This window comes from Fusicatenibacter sp. (assembly GCF_977045365.1).
Window position 1 is genome coordinate 22,151 of sequence record NZ_CDRRUH010000019.1, and the last position, 23,064, is coordinate 45,214.

The window sequence follows — 23,064 nt, forward strand, 5'->3', positions numbered from 1 at the left end:
AGTTCATTGCGGTTAATTGCGATTGAATACTTCGCGGTTGAGCGCCTTTTCCTGATGGCTGACAATCGTTGTGCAGACAGCATCGCCTGTGATGTTGACTGCGGTGCGCAGCATATCGAGAATACGGTCGATACCCATGATAAGAGCGATACCCTCCGTTGGCAGTCCGACGGAATTCAGTACCATAGCCAGGGTAACAAGTCCGACGCTTGGGATACCGGCGGTACCGATGGAAGCCAGTGTTGCGGTAACAACAACCGTTGCGAGGTTTGCCGGGGTCAGATGAATACCGTACGCCTCTGCGATGAAGATGACAGCGACACCCTGCATAATGGAGGTACCATCCATGTTGATGGTTGCGCCGAGCGGAATGGTGAATGAAGAGATCTGTTTCGAGACACCCATCTTTTTGTTCAGCGTATCAATCGACATCGGGATTGTCGCGTTGGAGGTTGCGGTGGAAAATGCAAATCCCATAACCGGAAGGAATTTTTTTACGAATTTAATCGGATTCAGCCGTGTGAATACGAACAGAAGAACCTGATAAATGATGAAGCACTGCAGTGCCAGCGCCAGTGTTACATTTCCCATGTATTTCAGCATCGGTGCGAACGCAGAAAAGCCGACCGTTGCAAAGGTACGTGCAATCAGACAGAAAACGCCGACCGGGGCCACCTTCATGACCGTCATGGTCATTTCCATCATGACATCGTTAAACTGGCTGATAAAGTTGGAAACGACCGAAGCGCGGTTTCCGAGCTTTGCCAGCATTACGCCGACAAACAGGGCGAATACGATGATGGGAAGCATATCGCCGTTTGCCATGGAACCAATCGGGTTCTTCGGGATGATGTTGAGCAGTGTATCCACCAGGCTGACGCTGGAATCTGCTGCTGTCGAGGACAGGTCGGCTTTCTGAACCGCACTCATGTTAAGTCCGAGCCCCGGGTGAATGAGCAGGGCGGTTCCAAGTGCGATGCAGACGGCAAGTGCTGTGGTAACAAGGTAAAAGCCGATCGTTTTTACGCCGACCTTTCCGAGGGTTTTGCTGTCTCCGATGGACATACTTCCGCAGACGAGGGAGCAGAAGACAAGCGGTACGACAAGCATCTGCATCAGGCGGATAAAGCCCTGTCCGATGACATACAGCACACCTTCTACGATGACGGTGTCCTTGATATAGCTGGACGGGATCCAATAGTGAATCACCACGCCGAGCAGCGCACCGGCCAGCAGGGCAATAAAAATCTGGGTGGAAAGCCCGAGCTTCTTTTTTGACTTTTCCGTTGTTTCTTTTCTGTTTCGGACCATTATTCGATTCCTCCGGTTTCTTCGAGATATTCTTTCAGTGCCGTTTTCCAGTCGAGCGGCTCAGGAATACCGGTCAGGCGGAGCATCATGTTGTCCAGAACAGAATAGGTCGGGCGGACATCATCGCGTGCGACAACCGGGTAGAGATCAAGGTCACCGGTTTTTCCGGTATACTCGAGGATGGTTCTTGCAAACTCATAGCGGCTGCAGCTTCCGGGGCAGACAACGTGGTACAGACCATACTCCTCGCTGTCGATAAAGTGGCAGATCACGCGCGCAAGCTCAAAAGCACTGGTCGGAGCCGCATACTGGTTGTTTGGAACCTCCATCGTGCCGCCCTTTGCCGCATTGCGGAGTACTTCGTCCACAAAATCGCGGCCGATCCCGTAAATCCAGGAGCTTCGGATGATGACAAAGCGGTTCAAAAGCTGTGTCAGGATTTTCTCTCCGGCCTCTTTTGATTTTCCGTAGATCGTACGCGGATGCACGGTATCAAACTCGTTGTACGGGATGCGGGATTCCTTGTCGAAAACGTCATCCGTTGAGATCTGAATAACCTTTGCGTCGATATCATTGGCGGCAAGCGCTACGTTGCGCACACCGATGGCATTGACACGATAGGCTTCGTCGATGTTTTTTTCACACTCGGCAACGTCGGTCATACCGGCGCAGTTGATGATAACGTCGGGACGGTTGACATAAACAAACTGTGTGACTTCATCGATTTTGGTAATATCAACCTCGTGAATATCCGTTGGAAGAAGCTGATATTCCACACCCTCCAGCAGTTCCAGAAGGGCAGTACCGATGTGGCCTTCGGCACCTGTAATCCATATTTTTTTCATAGGTTCTCTCCTGTCCTTGATTTATATACAGAAAAACTGTAATTGTATTTATTTTACCTGTGGACTTTACAGAAGTCAATAAATTATGGAAAGTCTCTGTGCAGAACCGGAAAAAAGTGGTATCATTTCTGTATATGTCTGCGGTGTAAGACTGCATATCTGCTACAAAAGAAGGAGGAGTATTTTTGAAAAAGAACAAATATGAAATCGACATGTGCAACGGCACGATTATGGACAAGCTGATTTCCTTTTCGCTGCCGCTGATGGTGTCCGGCATTCTGCAGCTGATGTTCAACGCGGTGGATATCATCGTCGTCGGACGGTTCAGCGGAAGCCAGGCGCTTGCGGCTGTCGGATCGACAACGGCACTCATCAACGTGTTCATCAACCTGTTTATGGGAATCTCGCTCGGTGCGAATGTGCTTGCGGCGCGGTATTATGCAGCGGGGCGCGACCGGGAGATGTCGGAAACGGTACATACATCGATCATGCTGGCGCTGATCAGCGGCGTTGTGATGGCGTTTGTGGGCGTATTTTTTGCAAAAGGCGCGCTGGAGCTGATGGATACACCGGCGGATGTCATTGATCAGTCGGCATTGTATATGAGAATTTACTTTATGGGAATGCCGTTTTTCATGCTGTACAACTACGGTGCGGCGATTCTGCGTGCCGTCGGCGACACGAAGCGGCCGCTGTATTTCCTGATTGTATCGGGTGTGATCAACGCTGGTCTGAATATGTTCCTCGTGATCGTGTTCAGTCTCGGCGTGGCAGGTGTGGCGATTGCAACGGTGGTTTCGCAGGCGATCTCCTGCGTGCTGGTTCTGCGGTGCCTCTATAAGAGCGAGGGAAGTTATCAGCTCCGGTTCTCGAAGCTGTGCATGAAAAAGGATTACATCATCCCGATTTTCCAGGTCGGCATCCCGGCGGGTATTCAGAGTACCGTTATCAACTTCTCGAACGTGCTGCTGCAGTCATCCGTCAATTCCTTCGGTTCGATTGCAATGGCAGGCTACACGGCGGCCAACAATGTGCTGGGATTTTTATACACCTCAGTCAACTCCGTCACCCAGGCGTGCATGAGCTTCACAAGCCAGAACTATGGTGTCGGAAAATACAAACGAATGGATAAGGTGCTGATCGACTGCCTGATTCTCTCCAGCGGCATCGCACTGGTGATGGGTGGCGGCGCGTATCTGTTCGGTACGGAAATCCTGCAGATTTACACCGGGGACCCGGAGGTTATCCGCTGCGGTATGGAAATTCTGTCGATCACGACGGTTCCGTATTTCCTCTGCGGCATCATGGACCTCTTCCCGGGAGCCCTGCGCGGTATGGGATGCTCGGCGGTGCCGATGATTCTGTCCGTCATCGGAACGGTCGGAACGCGAATCGTGTGGATCTTCGGCATTTTCCCGCAGCACCGCTCGCTGTATGTGCTGTTCATTTCGTATCCGGGATCGTGGATCATCACGATTATCCTGCAGGTGATCTGCTATCTGATTGTGCGGAAGAAAGTCCACAGCCGGGCAGCAGCCGTATAAAAAAGAGAAAAAAGACAAAAAGCCAGAAAAACCGCGGATAAATCCATTTTTAGGTGGAATTATCCGCGGTTGTGTGATAAGATGGCCGTATGCGAAGAGGCAGGTAGAAGATACAGGGACACCTGCCTCTTACTCTGTGAAAAAGGAGAGAAGAGAGAACATATGAAAAAGTTTTATGCATGGTATCAGAAGCATATTACAGGTGCGATCTTTACCGGACTGATTCTCGGTATCTTAACCGGACTTCTTCTGGCGGACCGCTTTACGCCGATTCTGACCGTAACCGGCGTCATCGGCGGCATCTACATGAACGCCTTGAATATGATGATTTTCCCGATGGTATTCTGCTCAATTGTCATGGGCATCTGCAGCATCGGAAATGCAAAAACGACAGGTAAGATCACCGGCTACTCGATGATTTTCTTCCTGTGCACCACCGCGATTGCAAGTGCAGTCGGCATTATCATTCCAAGACTGATCCGCCTCGGAAAGGGAGTCCATTTTGAGATGGCAACTTCCGATATCCAGGCGACCGAGATGACCAGCATCCTCGACACGATCAAAAACCTGATCCCGTCCAACCCGGTCAAGGCGTTTGCGGAGGGTAATATGCTTCAGGTGCTCGTCTTCGCTGTTGTGGTCGGCTTTACGCTGATTGCGGTCGGAGAGAAGGGAAAGGCACTCTTAAATGTGATCGATTCGTTGAATGAGGTCTGCTTAAAGGTCATCAGCACGGTGATGTACTTCACGCCGATCGGAGTCTTTTGTACGATCGTGCCGGTTGTCGAGGCGAACGGAACAAAAACCATCGTTTCGCTGGCAACACAGCTGATCATTCTGTACGTCACATTTTACGGCTTTGCGATCGTTGTTTACGGCGGGTCAGTCAGATTTCTTGGAAAAACGAGCCCGGTGAAATTCTTTCAAGCGATTATGCCGGCAGCCCTGAACGCATTCGGAACGTGTTCGAGCTCCGCAACGATTCCGATCAGCAAGCGCTGCGTCGAGGAAGAACTCGGCGTTTCCAATCAGATCAGCAGTATCGCAATTCCGCTCGGCGCTACCGTCAATATGGATGCGGTATCGATCCTGATGTCGTTCATGATCATGTTCTTCGCAAATGCCTGTGGCATCAACGTCAGCGTTTCCATGATGGTGGTCATTCTGCTTGCGAACGTGTTACTTTCCGTCGGAACACCGGGTATCCCGGGAGGCGCGATTGCATCGTTTGCGGCACTGGCTACGATGGCAGGTCTTCCGGCCGGTGTCATGGGTGTTTACATCAGTATCAACACGCTGTGTGATATGGGCGCGACCTGTGTCAATGTCATCGGCGACCTGGCAGGCTGTGTTGTTCTGAAAGAGAAAATCAAACTGGAAGAAAACTAAAAAATAATACATAGCATAAAAAAGAGGGATTCCTTTCACGGGAGTCCCTCTTTTGTTGGACAGAAAAACCATTAAATATAATCTGAAACGTATGGAATATGGTGGAACAGCAGATCATCCAGGCATTCCACGGCTTCCGGTGTCGTCTCAATGCGCGCCATCTCATACAGTTTGGCAGCCGTCTTGTAGCCGAGCAGCAGCGTCGTGAGTGATGCGATCGTCATTTTCATCACATGGTCCGGCTCGCGGTCGGTCGGCATGCAGCTTCCCTTCTGGAAGAAGAACGTAAAGCTGTCGTTGTTCCACGGAAGCAGTTCGTCCTCGATCTCAAAACGGATACACACATCCGGCTCGTCCGGGTCGCAGGCGTAATGTTCCATAAACTGCACGACATCGATGATGCGTCCCATCGAGTACGGGCGGATCGTCTCTTTGATGTCGCTGTCCTCGAGCTCGAACGCGATCGGCTCGCTGTAGTAGTTGTTTCCCTTGACCTCATCGATCATGGAATCGTGTGCATGAATATACTCCCAGAGTCCCAGCTGCGCCTCGCGGTTCAGATAGATCATCTCTTTGATATGCATGATATCGGAGCTGATCAGATAGACCATGTAGCCGTACGGCACATCATCAGCGGAATAGTAGATCGCAACGACGGTATCATCCTCATCCCAGCGGAAATATTCTTCCCACGCCAGATTGTTGCGGTAGAGGCAGCCGTGCGTCTTCGAAGCAAATTTGGTATGTAGTTCCTTGAAATCCTTGTCATCCCATGCCACGCGGCGCACATAGCCAGGGGCTTTGAGTTTCCGCGGCACCTGCGTGTCCTTGATGGTGTACGTCATCTTATTGGAAATGATTTCCCATCCGAGATTCCGGTAGAGCGGAATGGAGTAGGGATAGAGAAGCGCAAAGGAACGGTGGTTTTCCCGCATGCGCGTGAGACTCCGGATCATCAGCTTTTTCATGATGCCCTGGCCGGTGTATTCCGGGTAGGTGCAGACGCTGGTGACAAAACCGACGGGATAGCGGACACCGTAGATATTCATGTCCAGCGGATAAACCGCGAACTGTGATACCAGATCCTCCTCGCAGAAACAGCCGAGCACATCGGCACGGACGAGAACCGGGAATTTGGACTGCTTGATTTCATCGTCTTTCCATCCGCTTTCGGAAAGCTCCTGCTCTGTAACCTGAAAGGCGTAGCGCAGAAGTGCGTTGTACTGCTCTGCGTCGTCGATGGTCAGCGGGCGGAAGGTTAAGTTCGAATCTTTCGTTTGAATCATGGATTACTCCCTCATTTTATTGTGAATCAAAGTATAGTGAATCAGATACTTTATTTTTTTCGTAAATATTCTATCATAAGAAATGGAATTTGTGCAGTTAAAAATAAAGCCCATTCCGCAAATTTGGTAAAAAGATCAAAATAGTGTTAGAAATCGGATAAAAACTTCAAGAAACAGACAAAAAGGAAAAACCGGCTGTGATCCGAACCGTCCGTTTTTTTGGGGGGGGGCAGGATTCTTTCTTACATTACGGAATAGTTTTTCCTTGACGAAACACGAAACAATCGTTACACTATACATGTAGCTATAATTAAAATGGGGAAATGTAGCAGAACAGCGGAAACACACAAAAACAGAACTGGAAAATTGTGTGTACCGGGGAGAAGAGAGGGAAACAGATGAATCGGACCGAATTGCCGGAATGTGAAAAAATAAATAAGAAAGAATCCAGAAAAGATGTTCAGATGACACAGGAACAGGCAGACCGTCTGGTGGAACATCTGAAAAATATTTTCATGTATGTGCGGGTTCTCCGTCCGGATGAGATCGGAGATTTTGTTATCGATGAAGAGAATGGCAAGCTGTGTGAATGCTACGCAGTATGGAACAAAGCGATGCCGTGCCTTAACTGCATTTCCGAAAAAGCCCTGCGGGAGAAATCGCAGAAATCAAAACTGGAATGCGTTGCGTCGAATGTATATCAGGTCATTGCAAGATACGTGGAGATCGAAGGAGAACCATGCGTGATCGAGATGATCAACCGTCTCGACGATGAAACACTGATGGACTCCGAAGGACGCCAGAATCTGGTAAGCAAGCTGAACAGCTACAGCGAAGAGCTGTACCGTGACGCGCTGACCGGAGTATTCAACCGCCGCTACTTCGAAGATCAGATCCGGGACGCCAGCTTTTGCTGCGGCGTAGCCATGATCGATCTCGATGATTTCAAATTATACAACGATACATACGGCCACAATGCCGGAGATATGGCGCTTGACACCATTGTAAAGACTGTCAACCGCTGCATCCGACGTACTGACCGTCTGATCCGTTTCGGAGGAGACGAATTTCTGCTGCTTCTGCCGGAGCTGGATGAGGAAAACTTTGTACAGAAATTAAAACAGATTCAGTCACAGATCCATGAGGCGCAGGTGCCGGGCTACTCGAAGATGCGCCTTTCCGTCAGCGTAGGAGGTGTTCTGACAAGAGATGAGACGATCGGCGAAGCTGCGATGCGTGCCGACCAGCTGATGTATCTTGCAAAACAACGGAAAAACATGGTTGTCACCGAGAAAGACCAGATCCAGGGTTGTCAGGACGATGTTGTCCGTCAGGAAAACCGCAGAGAAAAACAGCGCATCCTGATCGTGGATGATTCCGAGATGAACCGTATCATCCTCTCGGAGATTCTGCAGGATGAATACGATATCATCGAGGCCTCCACCGGCGAAGAGTGTCTGCGTCTGCTGGAAGAATACGGAACAGGCCTTGCGCTGATCCTTCTGGATATCGTCATGCCGGGCATGGACGGTTTCGGAGTGCTTGACTACATGAACCGCAACCACTGGATTGAAGAGGTTCCGGTCATCATGATATCGAGCGAGGATTCCACCGCATTTGTGCGCCGCGCGTATGAGCAGGGTGTATCCGATTATATCAGTCGTCCGTTTGATGCAAAAGTTGTTTACCAGCGTGTCTTCAACACGATCAAATTATATGCAAAACAGCGCCGTCTCGTGACGCTCGTCACCGAGCAGATTTACGAAAAAGAGAAAAACAATCAGATGATGATCAGTATCCTGAGCCATATCATGGAATTCCGGAATGGCGAGAGCGGACTTCATGTCCACCACATCAACGTTCTGACCAGTATGCTCCTCGAGCGTCTGGTACAGAAGACAGACCGCTACCACTTAAGCTGGTCCGATCAGCTGATGATCACAACGGCATCCGCGCTGCACGATATCGGAAAGATGGGCATTGACGAGAACATTTTAAATAAGCCGGGAAGGCTGACGAAAGAAGAGTTCGAGGAGATGAAGAAACATACCCTGATCGGAGCGTCCATGCTGAGGAGCCTGGAACTGTATCAGGACGAGAAGCTGGTACAGATTGCGTACCAGATCTGCCGCTGGCATCATGAGCGGTACGACGGAAAGGGTTACCCGGACGGCTTAAAAGGTGAGGAGATCCCGATTGCAGCCCAGGTTGTATCGATTGCCGATGTTTACGATGCGCTGACAAGCGAGCGTGTCTACAAATCGGCATACACGCACGAGAAAGCCATCGAGATGATCCTGAACGGCGAGTGCGGTACCTTCAGCCCGCTGATGCTCGAGTGTCTGCTCGACATCAAAGATGCCATCTGCGAGGAGCTGAACACCATATCCGAAGAAGAACAGACTTCGATTCAGATTGAAAAGCTGAAAAAGAATCTGAAGTCGGGGGGGGGGGCAGAGCTGAGTTTTCTGAACTCTGATGAAAAGTTATCCACAGAAGATGCCTGGGAGAACAGGCATCTTGTGGATTCGAAAGACGATCTTAAATAAAAATATACCAAAACCCATGGATTTCTGAAAAGATTCCATGGGCTTTTCGCATCTTTGTGCAAATTTTTGTTGTGATTCCGTAGGACAACTGCTATAATAACAGAAAATGTCAAAAAATACGACAAAAATACCGGAAGAGGGCTGTGCGAACAAGTACACACAAGTCTGGAAAGGATAAAAACATGAATCAGTTGGAAGTATTACGAGAAAGCCTTGGACAGTGCGATGAGATTATTCTGGATGCGCTGCTGATGAGAAACCGTATTGTCGAGGACATTATGGTATATAAAGAAGCAAATAACGTGCCGATTCTCCAGCCGGAGCAGGAAGCAAAACAGAAGGAATGGCTGAACCGCCGGATGCAGGAAAAACGCCACAAAAACGAAGTGGCAGATGTTTTCGAGAGCATCACCAGAAACAGTAAAAAGATTCAGGCAAGAAAGCTGTTCAATTATAATATTGTACTGATTGGCTTCATGGGAGCCGGAAAGAGCACCATTTCCGATTATCTCAAAACCGTGTTTGCCATGGATATCATCGAGATGGATCAGATCATCGCAGAGCGTGCCGGTATGAGCATCTCCGATATTTTTGAGACTTACGGCGAACAGTATTTCCGTGACTGCGAGACGAATCTTCTGATTGAAATGCAGTCGAGAACAAACGTTGTCATTTCGTGCGGCGGCGGAACTCCGATGCGTGAGTGCAACGTTGCGGAGATGAAAAAGAACGGCCGCGTTGTTCTTCTGACTGCAAAGCCGGAGACGATTTTAGACCGTGTCAAAGACAGCCACGACAGACCGCTGATCGAGAACAACAAAACCGTTCCGTTTATCGCAGATCTGATGAGCAAGCGCCGTGAGAAATATGAGGCCGCAGCCGACATTATCATCGAGACGGACGGAAAGAGCGAGCTGGAGATCTGTGAGGAGCTGATCCACAGCCTGCGGCAGATGGATGCAAAAGCGGAATAAAAGAGAAAAAGCAAAGAAAAAGAAGAAGCAAGAAAAAGAAAGAAAAAGAAGAAGGAGAATGCTGTGTGCGACGGCAGCCTCCTTCTTTTCCTTTTGATACCGAATTGTTGCGCACTTAAAAAATACAAAATGTGTAGGAAAAAAGATTGACAAAAAAGATATTTTTCGATATTCTGATAAAAGTTGGGCTAAAATCACGTGAAAAGATTGAAAAAACAAGGTATTATTTCGTGCTATTGTCCGAATAAGAGAAAAAATTCAGGATAATTATATGAAAAACAATGGCCCGTGTGCAGACATAGCCGGATCAGCCGGGGAGGGTCTGCGGAAAACAAAGGAGGAACACCAATGAGAAAAAGAAACAAAGTCGTTTCTCTGCTTTTGGCAGGATGCATGGCAGCCGGTCTTCTGGCCGGATGCGGAAGCAGCGGAGAGGCACAGGTAGCAACTGCTGACAATGCTACAGCGGCATCAACCAGTACTGGAGCAGCGGATTCAGCAGCACCGGAGACTGCAGGTGAAGTGGACGGACAGATCAATCTTCGCGCGGTATCCTTTGGAAACAATTTCGATGTGCAGGATATGGGATGGCGCTGGATGATGGCGGAGTGCTATGAAGGACTGATGCGTGACGTGGCAGATGAAAACGGAGACCGTTTCGAGTATGCCGGTGCAGAATCCATGGACGTATCCGATGACGGACTGGTTTATACCTTCCATCTGAGAAAGGATGCAAAATGGTCCGACGGACAGCCGGTTACCGCAGCAGATTATGAGTACGGCTGGAAACGTCTGTTAAATCCGGAATACGGATATTCCTATTCTTTCTTCCTGTTCAACGTAGTAGGAGCAGAGGAGTATTATAACGGACAGGGTTCTGCCGATGAGATCGGAATCAAAGCAGTTGACGATTACACCTTCGAGGTTACCTTAAAGGTAGCGGATCCGACCTTCCAGTCCAAGCTGGTAGCAACTCCGCTTTACCCGACCCGTCAGGATGTCGCAGAGGCAGCCGGAGACCAGTGGGGAAAAGACTGGACAAAATGTGTCTACAACGGACCGTTTGCCATGACAAACCTGGTAGAAGATAACTCCATGACATGGGTGAAGAATGACCAGTACTGGGATAAGGACAACGTAAAACTGAATCAGGTAAACTGGTACTGTGTAGCAGAGAACGCAACAGCAGCAACCATGTTCGATAACGGACAGCTGGACGTTTTCGATGCAGCAGGCGATTACATTGCAAAATATGACAAAGAAGTAGAAGCAGGCAATATGCAGACCATGACCACCGAGTACCCGGGAACTATGGTTCTGTGCTACGAGCAGTCTGAGGGCGGAAAATCCGGTCTGATGAAAAACGTAAACATCCGCAAGGCAATTTCCTACTCCATCAACCGTGAGGAGATGGTATCAGCTGTTTACGGAAGATACACCGCAGCTTACGGCTTCGTTTCCCCGGCGATCACGCTCGACGGAACTTCCTACCGCAAGCAGGCGTCGGAGACCATGAAAGAGGAATATGAGCAGTATGCAGGAGATGCAGACAAGTTAAAAGCACTGTTCCAGAAAGGCCTTGATGAGCTTGGTATCACCGACAAACCGGAAGACATCACCATTACACTGCTGTCCCAGGGTTCTGCTACCGAGAATCAGCTCGAGAGAGAGTACCTGCAGCAGTCCATTTCCCAGAATCTGGGCGTAAAGGTAGAGCTGAACACCGTTGGCGATTACCAGATGTTTGCAAACGAGCGCGATAACAAGAACTACGATATCTTTGTAGGCGGATGGTTCAGCGATTACAACGATCCGCTGGATTTCCTGAACGTCATGAAGACAGGCGTTTATGATTCCTACGGCCTCTATAGCAACAGCGAGTACGACAGCCTGATCGATTCTCTGACCGGAGAGAACGACAACGCAAAACGCCTTGAGATTTACCAGAAGCTGGAAGATCTGCTGGTTGCACAGGATTGTGGTGTTGCACCGCTGTACTACTCTGATAAACATTACTATTATCAGAACTGGGTAAAAGATTTCTACACATCCTCCTTCGGCGCAAGCCAGGAGCTTTACAGAGCATCTGTACAGAAATAAAAAAGCAGCAAAACAGAAGAAATGAGGGAAGAAGGGCTTATGAAACAATAGGCTCTTCTTTCGCTATCATAATAAAAATTCCGGTCGGAAAAGACCGGACAGGGAGAGGATTTTTATGCCAAAATATTTACTGCGCCGTTTTGCAGAAATGCTGATCACACTGTTTCTGATTGCAACGGCCACGTTTTTCCTTCTGGAAGCGGTTCCGGGAGATCCGCTGACGGAGCGTGCGAGCAAGCTCTCGCCGACCGTAAAGGAAAACCTCTATAAGCGCTACGGCCTCGACAAGCCGATGATGGAGCGCTATGTGATCACAATGAAGGGAATCTGCAAGGGAGAGTTCGGGGAATCTGTTGTCTATGCGGGACAGACGGTACAGAAGCTGATTCATGACCGTCTTCCGGTATCCGCCCGCCTTGGTATCCAGCAGGTGCTGGTCGGTATCACGATCGGTCTGCTGCTTGGAATTCTTGCGGCAATGAGGAGGGGAAGCTTCTGGGACTATATGGTGATCGCCCTGTCGGTCCTCTTGATTTCCATTCCGAACCTGATCTTTGGTCTGATGCTTCAGAAAATTTTCGCAGGTAACCTGAAGGTTCTGCCGACGATCGGCTGGCCTGCGGGAAAGGATCTGTGGTTCGGAGGATGGGAATACACGATTCTTCCGACCCTGACAGGATGCTTTTCTTATATTGCAACGTATGCGCGTCTGCTGAAAACCTCGATGCTCGATGTGATCAATCAGGATTACGTGCTGACTGCTGAATCGAAGGGCTTAAGCCGCGGACAGATTATCCGCCGCCATATCCTTCGGAACTCGTTTATCCCGGTTATCACACAGCTTCCGATGTCGGTTGCCATGTGTATCACAGGCTCCTTCTTCATCGAGAGCATCTTTTCCATCCCGGGAATCGGACAGTATTATGTGACGGCGGTCAATAACCAGGATCTTTCCATTATCATGGGAGAGACGGTTATTATCGCAGCACTTTACATCGGTGTTCTCTTTATCACGGACCTGCTGTACGTGGTCGTTGACCCGAGAATCAGTCTGACAGGAAAGAGCAGATAAGGAGGATATTATGGCAGCATTAACACCGGAAAAATTTAAAGTAATAGGATACACCGAGGAAGATGCGAACCGGATTGACCGCCCGACCATTTCCTACTGGCAGGACGCCTGGAGACGGCTCCGCAAAAATCCGATCGCAATGGGATCTCTTGTTGTGCTCGGCATTCTGCTTGTCATGGTCATCATCGGACCGCATATCAAAGGATATGATTATGTATCCATGAATATCGCCGAGAAAAACCAGGGCGTATCGTCAAAATACTGGTTTGGAACCGACAACCTGGGACGTGACCTCTTCTCAAGAGTCTGGGTCGGCGCGCGGGCATCACTGATCATCGCGATCGTTGCAACGGCAATCAAACTCATCATCGGAACGGTATATGGCGCGCTGATGGCACATTTCGGCGGCTGGGTCGATGAGGTTCTGATGCGGATCATCGAGGTTATCAACTCGATTCCGTCTCTGCTTCTTACGATTCTGATCATGATGATTCTTGGAAATAACCTGTTTGCACTTCTGGTCGCGCTTAGTGTCACCGCATGGTGTAACACGGCACGTCAGGTGCGCGGTATGATCAAACAGCTCCGTGAGACGGAATACGTTTACGCGGCGGAGGTGCTCGGTGCAAAACCGCTCCGCATCATCTTAAAACACTATGTACCGAATATGCTGGGTATCCTGATTCTGGATACGGCGACGGCAATCCCGATGTTTATTTTTACGGAGGCAGGTCTTAGCTTCCTCGGCATCGGCCTCAAGGCACCATCGATCAGCCTTGGTGTCCTGATTTCGATGGGACAGCAGAACATGGATTTCTATCCGTCACAGCTTCTGTTCCCATGTCTCGTGCTCTGTATCATCGTTATGGCATTCAACCTTCTGGGAGACGGCCTGCGCGATGCCCTGGATCCGAGACTTCGCCAGTAATAAGTGGGAGATAACGATATGAACGAACAAAACAATCCGATTCTGGAAGTAAAAAACTTAAGAGTCTCTTATCACACCTATGCCGGTGAAGTAAAGGCAGTCCGCGGTGTACAGTTTTCTCTCGAGAAAGGTCAGGCGCTCGCAATTGTGGGCGAATCCGGCTGCGGAAAATCTGTAACGGCGAAATCCATCATGGGCCTCATCAAGGCCCCGCAGGGTGAGATTAAAGAGAACAGTGAAATTCTCTATCATGGAGAGAATATTCTGAAATACAACAAAAAACAGTGGCAGCATTACAAAGGCGGCGAGTGTGCAATCATTTTCCAGGATGCGCTGGCTTCCTTAAATCCGACGATGCGTGTCGGAAAACAGATTATGGAAAATCTGATGGGCCATAAAAACATGACAAAACAGGAAGCGGCAAAGGAGGCTGTCGAGATGCTGCGCATGGTCGGCATCCCGGAGCCGGAAAAACGTGTCAGACAGTATCCGCACGAATTTTCCGGCGGTATGCGTCAGCGTGTTATGATCGCGATTGCATTTGCCTGTGATCCGAAAATTCTGATCTGTGACGAGCCGACGACCGCGCTCGATGTGACAATTCAGGGACAGATTCTCGATATTATCAAAAATCTGCAAAAGAAAAATCAGACGTCCGTCATCATGATCACACATGATCTCGGTGTTGTGGCAAATATCGCACAGAAGATTGCTGTTATGTATTCCGGTATTATCGTGGAAAGCGGAACGTGTGAGGATATTTTCTATCGTCCGCGTCACCCGTATACCTGGGCGCTGATCCGTTCCGTACCGCGTCTGGATCTGAAAAACAAGCAGGAACTCGCGACAATTCCGGGAACTCCGCCGGATCTTTTAAACCCGCCGGTCGGATGTCCGTTCTGCACGCGGTGCAGCTACTGTATGCCGATCTGTAAGGAAGAGATGCCGGAGGCAACGGAATTCGGCGGCGAGCATAAGGCTGCCTGCTGGCTCCATCACCCGATGGCACCAAAAGTAGAAATGCCAGATCTGGAAGGAGGAGAACTGTAATGGAAAATAACGAAAAAGAAGTGCTTTTTTCCGTTTCCCATCTGAAAAAATATTTTCAGGTCGGAAACCATGCGACCTTAAAGGCCGTGGATGATGTCTCCTTCGAAATTTACAAGGGTGAGACACTTGGAATGGTTGGCGAGTCCGGATGTGGAAAGACAACGTGCGGCCGTACCTGCATCGGCCTGTATGACAAGACCGACGGACAGGTGCTCTACAAGGGAACCGATGTCCATGCATTAAACGGAAAAGAGCGGTTTGCCTTCAAAAAACAGGTGCAGATGGTCTTCCAGGATCCGTATGGATCGCTCGACCCGCGTATGACCGTTGCCGACATCATCGGCGAGGGCATCGACATTCACCATCTGGCAAAGAATAAGAAAGAGCGCCAGGAGATGATCTACAAATATCTGGAGCTGGTCGGACTGAACCGCGAGCATGCGAACCGTTTTGTGCACGAGTTTTCCGGCGGACAGCGCCAGCGAATCGGTATCGCGCGTGCGCTTGCCGTGCAGCCGGAATTCATCGTTCTCGATGAGCCGATCTCCGCACTCGACGTTTCGATTCAGGCGCAGATCGTCAACCTGCTTGTGGACTTACAGAAGAAGATGGGTCTGACCTATCTTTTCGTTGCGCATGATCTGTCGATGGTTAAACATATTTCCGACCGTGTGGCGGTTCTGTATCTGGGAACGCTCGTCGAGCTGACGACATCCGAGGAGCTGTACGCCAACCCGCGCCACCCGTACACACAGGCACTGCTCTCCGCGATTCCGATTCCGGACCCGAAAGTAGAGGCAGAGCGCGACCGCAAAAAAATCCGCCTCGAAGGCGAGGTGCCGAGCCCGATCAACACGAAGCCGGGCTGCAAATTCCAGGGAAGATGCAAGTACGCAAAAGACATCTGCCGACAGCAGATGCCGGAATTAAAAGACGTGGGCAACAATCACTTTGTGGCATGTCATTTCTGCGATGCGTTAGAAGAAAATAAGGAATTATAAAACATGGAAAAGATAAAGAACATCTGCCGTGATCTCGGCAAAGCATTTACAATCGGCCTGCTCTCCGGCGGCGCTGCGGCAGCTGTGCTGCTGCTGGGAGGATTCCTCTTTGGGGGATTCACGTTCCGCGCTGCCCTTGAGGCGGCGAAAGACGGCCTGCTGCTGATCGCGGCCCTCGGCATGTTCGTGATCGCCGGAATGCTGATGGTAAAAGGCAAAAACCCGGAGAAATTCACGCAGAAGGAAAAATGGCGCGTCCACTTTGCCGTGCTCGGATATAAGAGTGTGTTCGCAGTTCTCTGCGTTTCCTGGGTGCTGTGGGCGGCAGCGGCGGATTATCTTTTGTATCGGATGTGAAAATAGTTTCTATAAATAAAAAGAGAATTTTGCAGACTGTAAAAATGAGGTCCGGCAAAATTCTCTTTTTTCGTTTAGTCGTTATTCGTCTTCGAGACGGGAGATAACCATCTCCATGGATTTCTGATATTCTTCATCCGAAGAATTGTAGAACAGCATCAGATCGAGGCAGCTGCTCATTTTCTTCAGTGCTTCCGGGATGGAGTAGTCGATCGTTTTCACATATTCATCCCAGTGCTCCAGCTTCCACGTATCGCGCACGGAGTTGCGGTCGATCATGCGCTGGTGGCAGATCTCCGGTTTTGTGACAACCCAGATCACAACAAGCTTTGCCCCATGGTCAGCGAGCTTTTTGGAGAAGTTTTTCAGGAACTTCTCATCATGCACTTCGCGTGTGAATGGTGCGTTGATCAGCACAATATCGTCATACTCGAGTGCTTCCAGTCCGAAATTGACCGTTACTTCATATTCATAATCGCGGATATTCTCCTCGAAGAAATCAGAACTGCGGTTGATTTCCTGTCCGCCCGCTTTGAAAACGCGGTTCGACAGCGGAATGACTGTGTCCTTGTCGAGATAAACAACGTGTTTCAGCTCCTTGGCGAGCTGTTTTGAAATGTATGTCTTTCCGCACGCCGGCGGCGAGGTTACGAGGATCATCTTTTTCATCGTTTGTATGTCTTCCTTTCCAGTTGAATCAAAAAAAATCACTCCTAGCATTATAGAAAATTTGGGAAAAAATTGCAAGAGAAAAGACGGTTGTGCCAGAGAAAAAATTGTCTTATAATAAAATAAGATTTTTATGCCATCACGGAGAAAATAAATGGAGGAAAGACAATGAGCAGAGCAAATACACGAGTTGTGAAAATCGGCGACCGGGTCATCGGAGGCGGAAATCCGATTCTGATCCAGTCCATGACGAATACCAAAACAGAAGATGTGGAGGCAACCGTAAAGCAGATCCAGGCGCTCACGGAAGCCGGATGTGACATTATCCGATGCGCCGTCCCGACCATGGAGGCAGCCAGGGCGCTGTCCGAGATCAAAAAGCAGATCTCGATTCCGCTTGTAGCAGATATTCATTTTGACTATCGATTGGCGATCGCCGCGATCGAAAACGGAGCCGATAAAATCCGCATCAACCCGGGCAACATCGGCAGCCGCGACCGGATCCAGGCGGTTGTAGATGCAGCAAAAGAACGCCAGATTCCGATCCGCGTCGGCGTCAACAGCGGTTCACTCGAAAAAGAGCTGGTGGAAAAATACAACGGCGTAACGGCAGAGGGCCTGGTGGAGAGCGCGCTCGACAAAGTGCGGATCATTGAGGAGATGGGCTATGACAATCTCGTCATCAGTATCAAATCGTCTGATGTGATGATGTGTGCAAAAGCGCATGAGCTGATCACGAACCAGACGGATCATCCGCTTCATGTCGGCATTACGGAGGCAGGAACGCTGTATTCCGGCAACATCAAATCGGCAGTGGGGCTCGGTATTATTTTATATCAGGGCATCGGAGATACGATCCGTGTTTCCCTGACCGGCGATCCGCTCGAGGAAATCAAATCCGCAAAACGGATCTTAAAGACCCTGGGACTTCGAAAAGGCGGCATTGAGGTCGTATCGTGTCCGACCTGCGGACGGACCCAGATTGACCTGATCGGACTGGCAAACCAGGTGGAAACACTGGTGCAGGGCTACGATCTTGATATCAAGGTTGCCGTCATGGGCTGCGTGGTCAACGGACCGGGCGAGGCAAAAGAGGCGGATCTTGGTGTTGCAGGCGGAAAAGGCGTCGGCATTTTAATTAAAAAAGGTGAAATCGTGAAAAAAGTACCGGAGAGCGAGCTGCTGTCCGTCTTAAAGGACGAGCTGGATCACTGGGGCAAGTAAAAAAGAAAGCAGGAATAGGAATGGAAAAACAGTTTCAGGAAGTATTTCCGGATTTGAGAATCGAAGGGGGCATGGCAGAGCTTCTCGATACCGTGGAGGTTTCGCGGGTATCGATCAATAAGAAAAAAGATCTGCTGCGGATCTATGTGGTCAGCCATCAGTGGATTCACAAAAAATATATTTATCAGCTGGAGCGCCAGATCGAGGAGCAGCTCTTTTCCAACGTGCCGCTGCGCGTGAAGATTATTGAGCGGTTCTATCTGTCGCGCCAGTATACGCCGGAAAACTTTCTGGAGGTGTACCGTCCGAGTATCCTGCTCGAGCTGAAAAACCACAGTGTCTTTCTGAATCATCTGTTTTCGACTGCCGAGATTACCTTCCCGGAGACGAACAAAATGCACCTGGTGCTCGTGGATTCCGTTGTGGCAAAGGAGCGCGAGGAGGAGCTGGTCCACATTCTCGAGAAAATCTTCTGTGAGCGGTGCGGCTTCGACCTGATCGTGGAAACCGAGATGAGAAAGCCGGAGGGCGAGAGCCGCGCCATGAGAAATTCCGAGCTCCGCATCCGGGAGGAAGTGCGCCACGTTCTGGCGCATACCCATTACGGTGAGATGCTCGGCGAAAAAGAGCAGAACCGGATGGAAGAGCAGGCGGAAGCAGCAGGCGAACAGCCAAAAGCAGCCGCAGCAGCCAAGGGCGGCGAGGCGAAAAAAGAAAAAGCAGCAGACGGCGGAAGGGGAAAAGGTTTTTCCGGCGGCGGACGCGGTTCCTTCAAGAAAGGCAAGGGCAGTTTCAGCCGGAATGCGGACAATCAGCCGCGCAAATCCTCCAATCCGGATGTGCTGTACGGAAGAGATTTCGAGGATGAGAGCGTGGAGATTCTGAAAATCGGCGATGAGATCGGTGATGTTGTCATCCGAGGAAGAGTCCAGAGTGTGGATATGCGCGAGATCCGGAATGAGCGTACGATTTTCATGTTCACGATCACCGACTTTACGGATACCATCGGCGTCAAGATTTTCGTCCAGAACGCGGAAGTGCCGGAATTAAAGGATGCGATCAAAAAAGGCGCGTTCATTAAAGTAAAAGGAAAAACGACGGTTGATGCATTTGACCACGATCTGACGGTTATGTCTGTCTGGGGCATCAAGAAGATCACCGATTTCCGTACCGGCCGTCAGGATACGAGTCCGGTGAAGCGTGTGGAGCTGCACTGTCATACAAAGATGAGCGATATGGACGGTGTCACCGATGCTGCCCGTCTGGTACAGCGTGCCTACGAGTGGGGCCATCCGGCGATCGCGATCACTGACCACGGCGTGGTGCAGTCCTTCCCGGAGGCAAACCATGCGATCGAGGCGATCGACGGCGCTTACCGGAAAAAATACCAGGCAGAGCACCCGGATGCGACAAAAGATGAGCTGAAAAAAGTTTCGGCTCCGTTCAAGGTCATCTACGGCATGGAGGCTTATCTCGTCGACGACTTGAAAGATATCGTTGTCAACAGCAAAGGACAGGACATCCACGGAAGCTACGTTGTGTTTGATATCGAGACGACGGGATTTTCCCCGGTTGTCAACAAAATCATTGAGATCGGTGCCGTCCGTGTGGAAAACGGAGCGATTGTCGATAAGTTTTCCACCTTCGTCAACCCAAAAGTCCCGATCCCGTTCCGGATTGAGAACCTGACCGGCATCAACGACAACATGGTTCTTGACGCGCCGGACATCGAAACGGTGCTGCCGAAATTCCTGGAGTTCAGTGAGGGAGCCGTTATGGTTGCCCACAATGCTTCGTTCGATATGAGCTTTATCGAGCACAACTGCGTCCTGCAGGGGATCGAGCGGGAATTTACAACGGCGGACACCGTCGCCATGGCGCGTTTCCTGCTGCCGGGCCTGAACCGTTTCAAGCTGGATACCGTTGCGAAGGCGGTCGGCGTATCGTTGGAAAACCATCACCGTGCGGTGGACGATGCCGGCTGTACGGCGGAAATTTTCGTGAAATTCGTAAAAATGCTGGAGGAGCGCAATATTCTGACTCTGGATGACCTGAATGCGCAGGGAAAAGTATCGGAGGAGGCTGTGCGCAAGCTTCCATCGTACCATGCGATCATTCTGGCAAAGAACGAGACGGGACGTGTCAATCTGTACCGCCTCGTGTCGGAATCCCACCTGAAATACTACAACCGCCGGCCGAAGCTGCCAAAGAGCGTCTACCTGAAATACCAGGACGGTCTGATGATCGGATCTGCCTGCGAGGCGGGCGAACTCTACCAGGCAATCCTGCGCGGTGAACCGGATGCGGCGATTGCGCGTCTCGTGGACTTCTACGATTATCTGGAAATCCAGCCGATCGGCAACAACGCGTTCATGATCAAAAAAGAGGACGTTTCTGCCGTAGAGAGCGAGGAGGATTTAAAGGAGATCAACAGGCGCATCGTCAAACTTGGCGAGCAGTTCCATAAGCCTGTTGTGGCAACGTGCGACGTCCACTTCATGGATCCGCAGGACGAGATCTACCGCCGCATCATCATGACCGGAAAAGGTTTTGACGACGCGGATGAGCAGGCACCGCTGTTCCTGCGCACCACCGAGGAGATGCTTGAAGAGTTTTCGTATCTCGGAAGTGAGAAAGCGGAGGAGGTCGTCATCACCAATCCGCGCAAAATCTCCGACCTTGTCGAGAAAATCTCCCCGATCCGTGCCGGAAAATTCCCGCCGGTCATCGAGGATTCCGACAAGACACTGCGAAGAATCTGTTACGACCGCGCGCATGAAATCTACGGCGAGGAGCTGCCGGAGATCGTTTCCGCGCGCCTCGAACGGGAGCTGAACTCCATTATTTCCAACGGATATGCCGTTATGTACATCATCGCACAGAAATTAGTGTGGAAGTCGAACGAGGACGGCTACCTCGTAGGATCGCGTGGTTCCGTCGGTTCCTCGTTCGTTGCGACGATGGCGGGAATCACGGAGGTAAACCCGTTGAGCCCGCATTACTACTGTGAATCGTGCCATTACAGCGAGTTCGATTCGCCGCGCGTCAAAGAGTACGTCGGCCGTGCCGGATGCGATATGCCGGACGCCGTCTGCCCGAACTGCGGCAAGCCGCTGAAAAAAGCCGGATTTGACATTCCGTTCGAGACGTTCCTTGGATTCAAGGGAAACAAAGAGCCGGATATCGACCTGAACTTTTCCGGTGATTACCAGAGTAAGGCGCACAAATACACAGAGGTTATTTTCGGCGCCGGTCAGACGTTCCGTGCGGGAACCATCGGTACGCTGGCGGATAAAACAGCGTTCGGTTACGTGAAGAACTATTACGAAGAGCGCGGCCAGCACAAACGGAACTGCGAGATCGACCGTATCGTGGAAGGATGCACCGGCATCCGCCGTACCACCGGCCAGCACCCGGGCGGTATCATCGTTCTGCCGTTCGGTGAGGACATCAACTCCTTCACCCCGGTGCAGCATCCGGCGAACGATATGACAACCGACATCATTACGACCCATTTCGATTACCACTCCATTGATGCCAACCTCTTAAAGCTCGACATTCTCGGACACGATGATCCGACCATGATCCGTATGCTCGAGGATATCACGCACCTTGATGCGCAGACGATTCCGCTCGATAACCCGGAGGTCATGTCGCTGTTCAAGAGCACCGAGGCGCTTGGCATCAAGCCGGAGGACATCGGCGGCTGCCCGCTTGGATGTCTTGGCGTGCCGGAGTTCGGTACCGATTTCGTTATCCAGATGCTTCTGGACACGAAGCCGCAGTCGTTCTCTGACCTGATCCGTATCTCCGGTCTGTCGCACGGAACCGACGTATGGCTCGGCAATGCGCAGACCCTGATCGAGGAGGGCAAGGCGACGATTTCCACCGCCATCTGTACCCGAGACGATATCATGATCTACCTGATCGACAAGGGACTCGAAAGTGAGCTTTCCTTTACGATCATGGAGAGTGTGCGAAAAGGAAAGGGCTTAAAACCGGAGTGGGAAGAGGAGATGAAGGCACATGACGTGCCGGACTGGTACATCTGGTCATGTAAAAAGATCAAGTACATGTTCCCGAAAGCCCACGCGGCGGCGTACGTCATGATGGCGTACCGCATCGCTTACTATAAAATTTTCTATCCGCTGGCGTACTATGCGGCGTACTTCTCCATTCGTGCGTCCGCATTTTCCTACGAGCTCATGTGCATGGGACGCGACCGGCTGGAATATTATATGAAAGATTACGAAAAACGGAAAGACACGCTGACTCAGAAGGAGCAGGCAACCGTCAAGGATATGAAGATTGTCCAGGAAATGTACGCCCGCGGCTTCGATTTCGTGCCGGTGGACCTCTATAAGGCACAGGCGCACCGCTTCCAGGTCTACGATGACAAACATCTGATGCCGGCGCTCGACTCGATCGAGGGTCTGGGCGACAAGGCGGCCGACGCCGTTGTCCTTGCGGCACGAAACGGAAAATTCCTCTCGAAAGATGATTTCCGCGACCGCACCAAGGTCAGCAAGACGATTATCGACTTTATGGCGGACCTCGGTGTCTTCGGAGATCTGCCCGAAAGCAACCAGTTTTCGCTGTTCGACTATTAAAAGGAGCGTCCCCTTTCCGTTGCAATCCCGTGCGTCTTGGGGTATAATCAGACGTTGTGGAAAAGAACGAAAACGATTTAGATAAAATAAGGTGAAAAACATTGAGAAGAAGATTGGAACAACTGCTGAACGGCAGATTTGAATATGAGGTTCCC

Annotated in this window: 16 protein-coding genes; 12 read left to right on the plus strand and 4 right to left on the minus strand. The window is 50.5% G+C overall.

All coding sequences use genetic code 11. The features are described 5' to 3' along the window. Window positions 1-12 precede the first annotated feature (12 nt). Window positions 13-1,311, minus strand: a complete 1,299-nt coding sequence (locus ACY2VW_RS06240) for a dicarboxylate/amino acid:cation symporter (protein WP_118659406.1) — start codon at window positions 1,309-1,311, stop codon at window positions 13-15. Next, window positions 1,311-2,156, minus strand: a complete 846-nt coding sequence (rfbD, locus tag ACY2VW_RS06245) for a dTDP-4-dehydrorhamnose reductase (protein ID WP_117509864.1) — start codon at window positions 2,154-2,156, stop codon at window positions 1,311-1,313. Before rfbD ends, ACY2VW_RS06240 begins: the two co-directional genes overlap by 1 nt. A gap of 212 nt (window positions 2,157-2,368) precedes the next feature. On the opposite strand from rfbD, the gene ACY2VW_RS06250 reads away from it, so the two are divergent. Both ACY2VW_RS06250 and ACY2VW_RS06255 read left to right on the plus strand, forming a co-directional pair. Beyond that, the gene (locus ACY2VW_RS06250; protein ID WP_461877456.1) at window positions 2,369-3,700 is read left to right on the plus strand and encodes an MATE family efflux transporter; all 1,332 of its coding nucleotides are present in this window, start codon (window positions 2,369-2,371) and stop codon (window positions 3,698-3,700) included. Window positions 3,701-3,862: 162 nt separating this feature from the next. After that, the gene (locus tag ACY2VW_RS06255) at window positions 3,863-5,089 is read left to right on the plus strand and encodes a dicarboxylate/amino acid:cation symporter (protein ID WP_461877450.1); all 1,227 of its coding nucleotides are present in this window, start codon (window positions 3,863-3,865) and stop codon (window positions 5,087-5,089) included. 71 nt (window positions 5,090-5,160) lie between these two features. On the opposite strand, the gene ACY2VW_RS06260 is transcribed toward ACY2VW_RS06255, so the two are convergent. Next, window positions 5,161-6,375 carry a GNAT family N-acetyltransferase gene (locus ACY2VW_RS06260; protein WP_461877451.1) on the minus strand — a complete coding sequence of 405 codons (1,215 nt, stop codon included), beginning with the start codon at window positions 6,373-6,375 and terminating at the stop codon, window positions 5,161-5,163. A 398-nt stretch (window positions 6,376-6,773) separates the two neighbouring features. Between ACY2VW_RS06260 and ACY2VW_RS06265 the strand changes: the two genes are divergently transcribed. The 8 genes from ACY2VW_RS06265 (at window position 6,774) to ACY2VW_RS06300 (ending at window position 16,406) form a co-directional block, all read left to right on the plus strand. Then, window positions 6,774-8,924, plus strand: a complete 2,151-nt coding sequence (locus tag ACY2VW_RS06265; protein ID WP_461877453.1) for a diguanylate cyclase — start codon at window positions 6,774-6,776, stop codon at window positions 8,922-8,924. 182 nt (window positions 8,925-9,106) lie between these two features. Then, window positions 9,107-9,898 (plus strand): shikimate kinase, encoded by a 792-nt coding sequence (locus ACY2VW_RS06270; protein ID WP_461877454.1) that lies wholly within the window; start codon window positions 9,107-9,109, stop codon window positions 9,896-9,898. 348 nt (window positions 9,899-10,246) lie between these two features. Further along, window positions 10,247-11,998: a peptide ABC transporter substrate-binding protein gene (locus tag ACY2VW_RS06275; protein ID WP_117802379.1), complete on the plus strand. Its 1,752-nt coding sequence runs from the start codon at window positions 10,247-10,249 to the stop codon at window positions 11,996-11,998. A gap of 115 nt (window positions 11,999-12,113) precedes the next feature. Further along, on the plus strand, window positions 12,114-13,070 hold the full coding sequence (locus tag ACY2VW_RS06280; protein ID WP_022462669.1) for an ABC transporter permease: 957 nt from the start codon (window positions 12,114-12,116) through the stop codon (window positions 13,068-13,070). Between the two features lie 10 nt (window positions 13,071-13,080). After that, window positions 13,081-13,998, plus strand: a complete 918-nt coding sequence (locus ACY2VW_RS06285) for an ABC transporter permease (RefSeq protein WP_022462668.1) — start codon at window positions 13,081-13,083, stop codon at window positions 13,996-13,998. An 18-nt stretch (window positions 13,999-14,016) separates the two neighbouring features. After that, window positions 14,017-15,048, plus strand: a complete 1,032-nt coding sequence (locus ACY2VW_RS06290; RefSeq protein ID WP_118719756.1) for an ABC transporter ATP-binding protein — start codon at window positions 14,017-14,019, stop codon at window positions 15,046-15,048. Further along, entirely contained in the window at window positions 15,048-16,049 is a 1,002-nt protein-coding gene (locus ACY2VW_RS06295) for an ABC transporter ATP-binding protein (protein WP_022462666.1), read from the plus strand. Before ACY2VW_RS06290 ends, ACY2VW_RS06295 begins: the two co-directional genes overlap by 1 nt. A gap of 3 nt (window positions 16,050-16,052) precedes the next feature. After that, the gene (locus ACY2VW_RS06300; protein ID WP_055219923.1) at window positions 16,053-16,406 is read left to right on the plus strand and encodes a hypothetical protein; all 354 of its coding nucleotides are present in this window, start codon (window positions 16,053-16,055) and stop codon (window positions 16,404-16,406) included. 81 nt (window positions 16,407-16,487) lie between these two features. On the opposite strand, the gene ACY2VW_RS06305 is transcribed toward ACY2VW_RS06300, so the two are convergent. Continuing rightward, window positions 16,488-17,075: a P-loop nucleotide/nucleoside kinase family protein gene (locus ACY2VW_RS06305; protein ID WP_117802383.1), complete on the minus strand. Its 588-nt coding sequence runs from the start codon at window positions 17,073-17,075 to the stop codon at window positions 16,488-16,490. A gap of 168 nt (window positions 17,076-17,243) precedes the next feature. Between ACY2VW_RS06305 and ispG the strand changes: the two genes are divergently transcribed. Next, window positions 17,244-18,299, plus strand: a complete 1,056-nt coding sequence (gene ispG, locus ACY2VW_RS06310; protein ID WP_117509872.1) for a flavodoxin-dependent (E)-4-hydroxy-3-methylbut-2-enyl-diphosphate synthase — start codon at window positions 17,244-17,246, stop codon at window positions 18,297-18,299. 20 nt (window positions 18,300-18,319) lie between these two features. Continuing rightward, a complete protein-coding gene (locus tag ACY2VW_RS06315) occupies window positions 18,320-22,909 on the plus strand; it encodes a PolC-type DNA polymerase III (protein ID WP_022462662.1) in 4,590 nt (1,529 codons plus the stop codon). The last annotated feature ends 155 nt before the right edge of the window (window positions 22,910-23,064 follow it).

What these genes read in the sequence shown, in the direction of transcription:
- ACY2VW_RS06240 (WP_118659406.1), bottom strand. Translation starts at nt 1,311, where the DNA reads ATGGTCCGAAACAGAAAAGAAACAACGGAAAAGTCAAAAAAGAAGCTC.
- rfbD (WP_117509864.1), bottom strand. Translation starts at nt 2,156, where the DNA reads ATGAAAAAAATATGGATTACAGGTGCCGAAGGCCACATCGGTACTGCC.
- ACY2VW_RS06250 (WP_461877456.1), top strand. Translation starts at nt 2,369, where the DNA reads ATGTGCAACGGCACGATTATGGACAAGCTGATTTCCTTTTCGCTGCCG.
- ACY2VW_RS06255 (WP_461877450.1), top strand. Translation starts at nt 3,863, where the DNA reads ATGAAAAAGTTTTATGCATGGTATCAGAAGCATATTACAGGTGCGATC.
- ACY2VW_RS06260 (WP_461877451.1), bottom strand. Translation starts at nt 6,375, where the DNA reads ATGATTCAAACGAAAGATTCGAACTTAACCTTCCGCCCGCTGACCATC.
- ACY2VW_RS06265 (WP_461877453.1), top strand. Translation starts at nt 6,774, where the DNA reads ATGAATCGGACCGAATTGCCGGAATGTGAAAAAATAAATAAGAAAGAA.
- ACY2VW_RS06270 (WP_461877454.1), top strand. Translation starts at nt 9,107, where the DNA reads ATGAATCAGTTGGAAGTATTACGAGAAAGCCTTGGACAGTGCGATGAG.
- ACY2VW_RS06275 (WP_117802379.1), top strand. Translation starts at nt 10,247, where the DNA reads ATGAGAAAAAGAAACAAAGTCGTTTCTCTGCTTTTGGCAGGATGCATG.
- ACY2VW_RS06280 (WP_022462669.1), top strand. Translation starts at nt 12,114, where the DNA reads ATGCCAAAATATTTACTGCGCCGTTTTGCAGAAATGCTGATCACACTG.
- ACY2VW_RS06285 (WP_022462668.1), top strand. Translation starts at nt 13,081, where the DNA reads ATGGCAGCATTAACACCGGAAAAATTTAAAGTAATAGGATACACCGAG.
- ACY2VW_RS06290 (WP_118719756.1), top strand. Translation starts at nt 14,017, where the DNA reads ATGAACGAACAAAACAATCCGATTCTGGAAGTAAAAAACTTAAGAGTC.
- ACY2VW_RS06295 (WP_022462666.1), top strand. Translation starts at nt 15,048, where the DNA reads ATGGAAAATAACGAAAAAGAAGTGCTTTTTTCCGTTTCCCATCTGAAA.
- ACY2VW_RS06300 (WP_055219923.1), top strand. Translation starts at nt 16,053, where the DNA reads ATGGAAAAGATAAAGAACATCTGCCGTGATCTCGGCAAAGCATTTACA.
- ACY2VW_RS06305 (WP_117802383.1), bottom strand. Translation starts at nt 17,075, where the DNA reads ATGAAAAAGATGATCCTCGTAACCTCGCCGCCGGCGTGCGGAAAGACA.
- ispG (WP_117509872.1), top strand. Translation starts at nt 17,244, where the DNA reads ATGAGCAGAGCAAATACACGAGTTGTGAAAATCGGCGACCGGGTCATC.
- ACY2VW_RS06315 (WP_022462662.1), top strand. Translation starts at nt 18,320, where the DNA reads ATGGAAAAACAGTTTCAGGAAGTATTTCCGGATTTGAGAATCGAAGGG.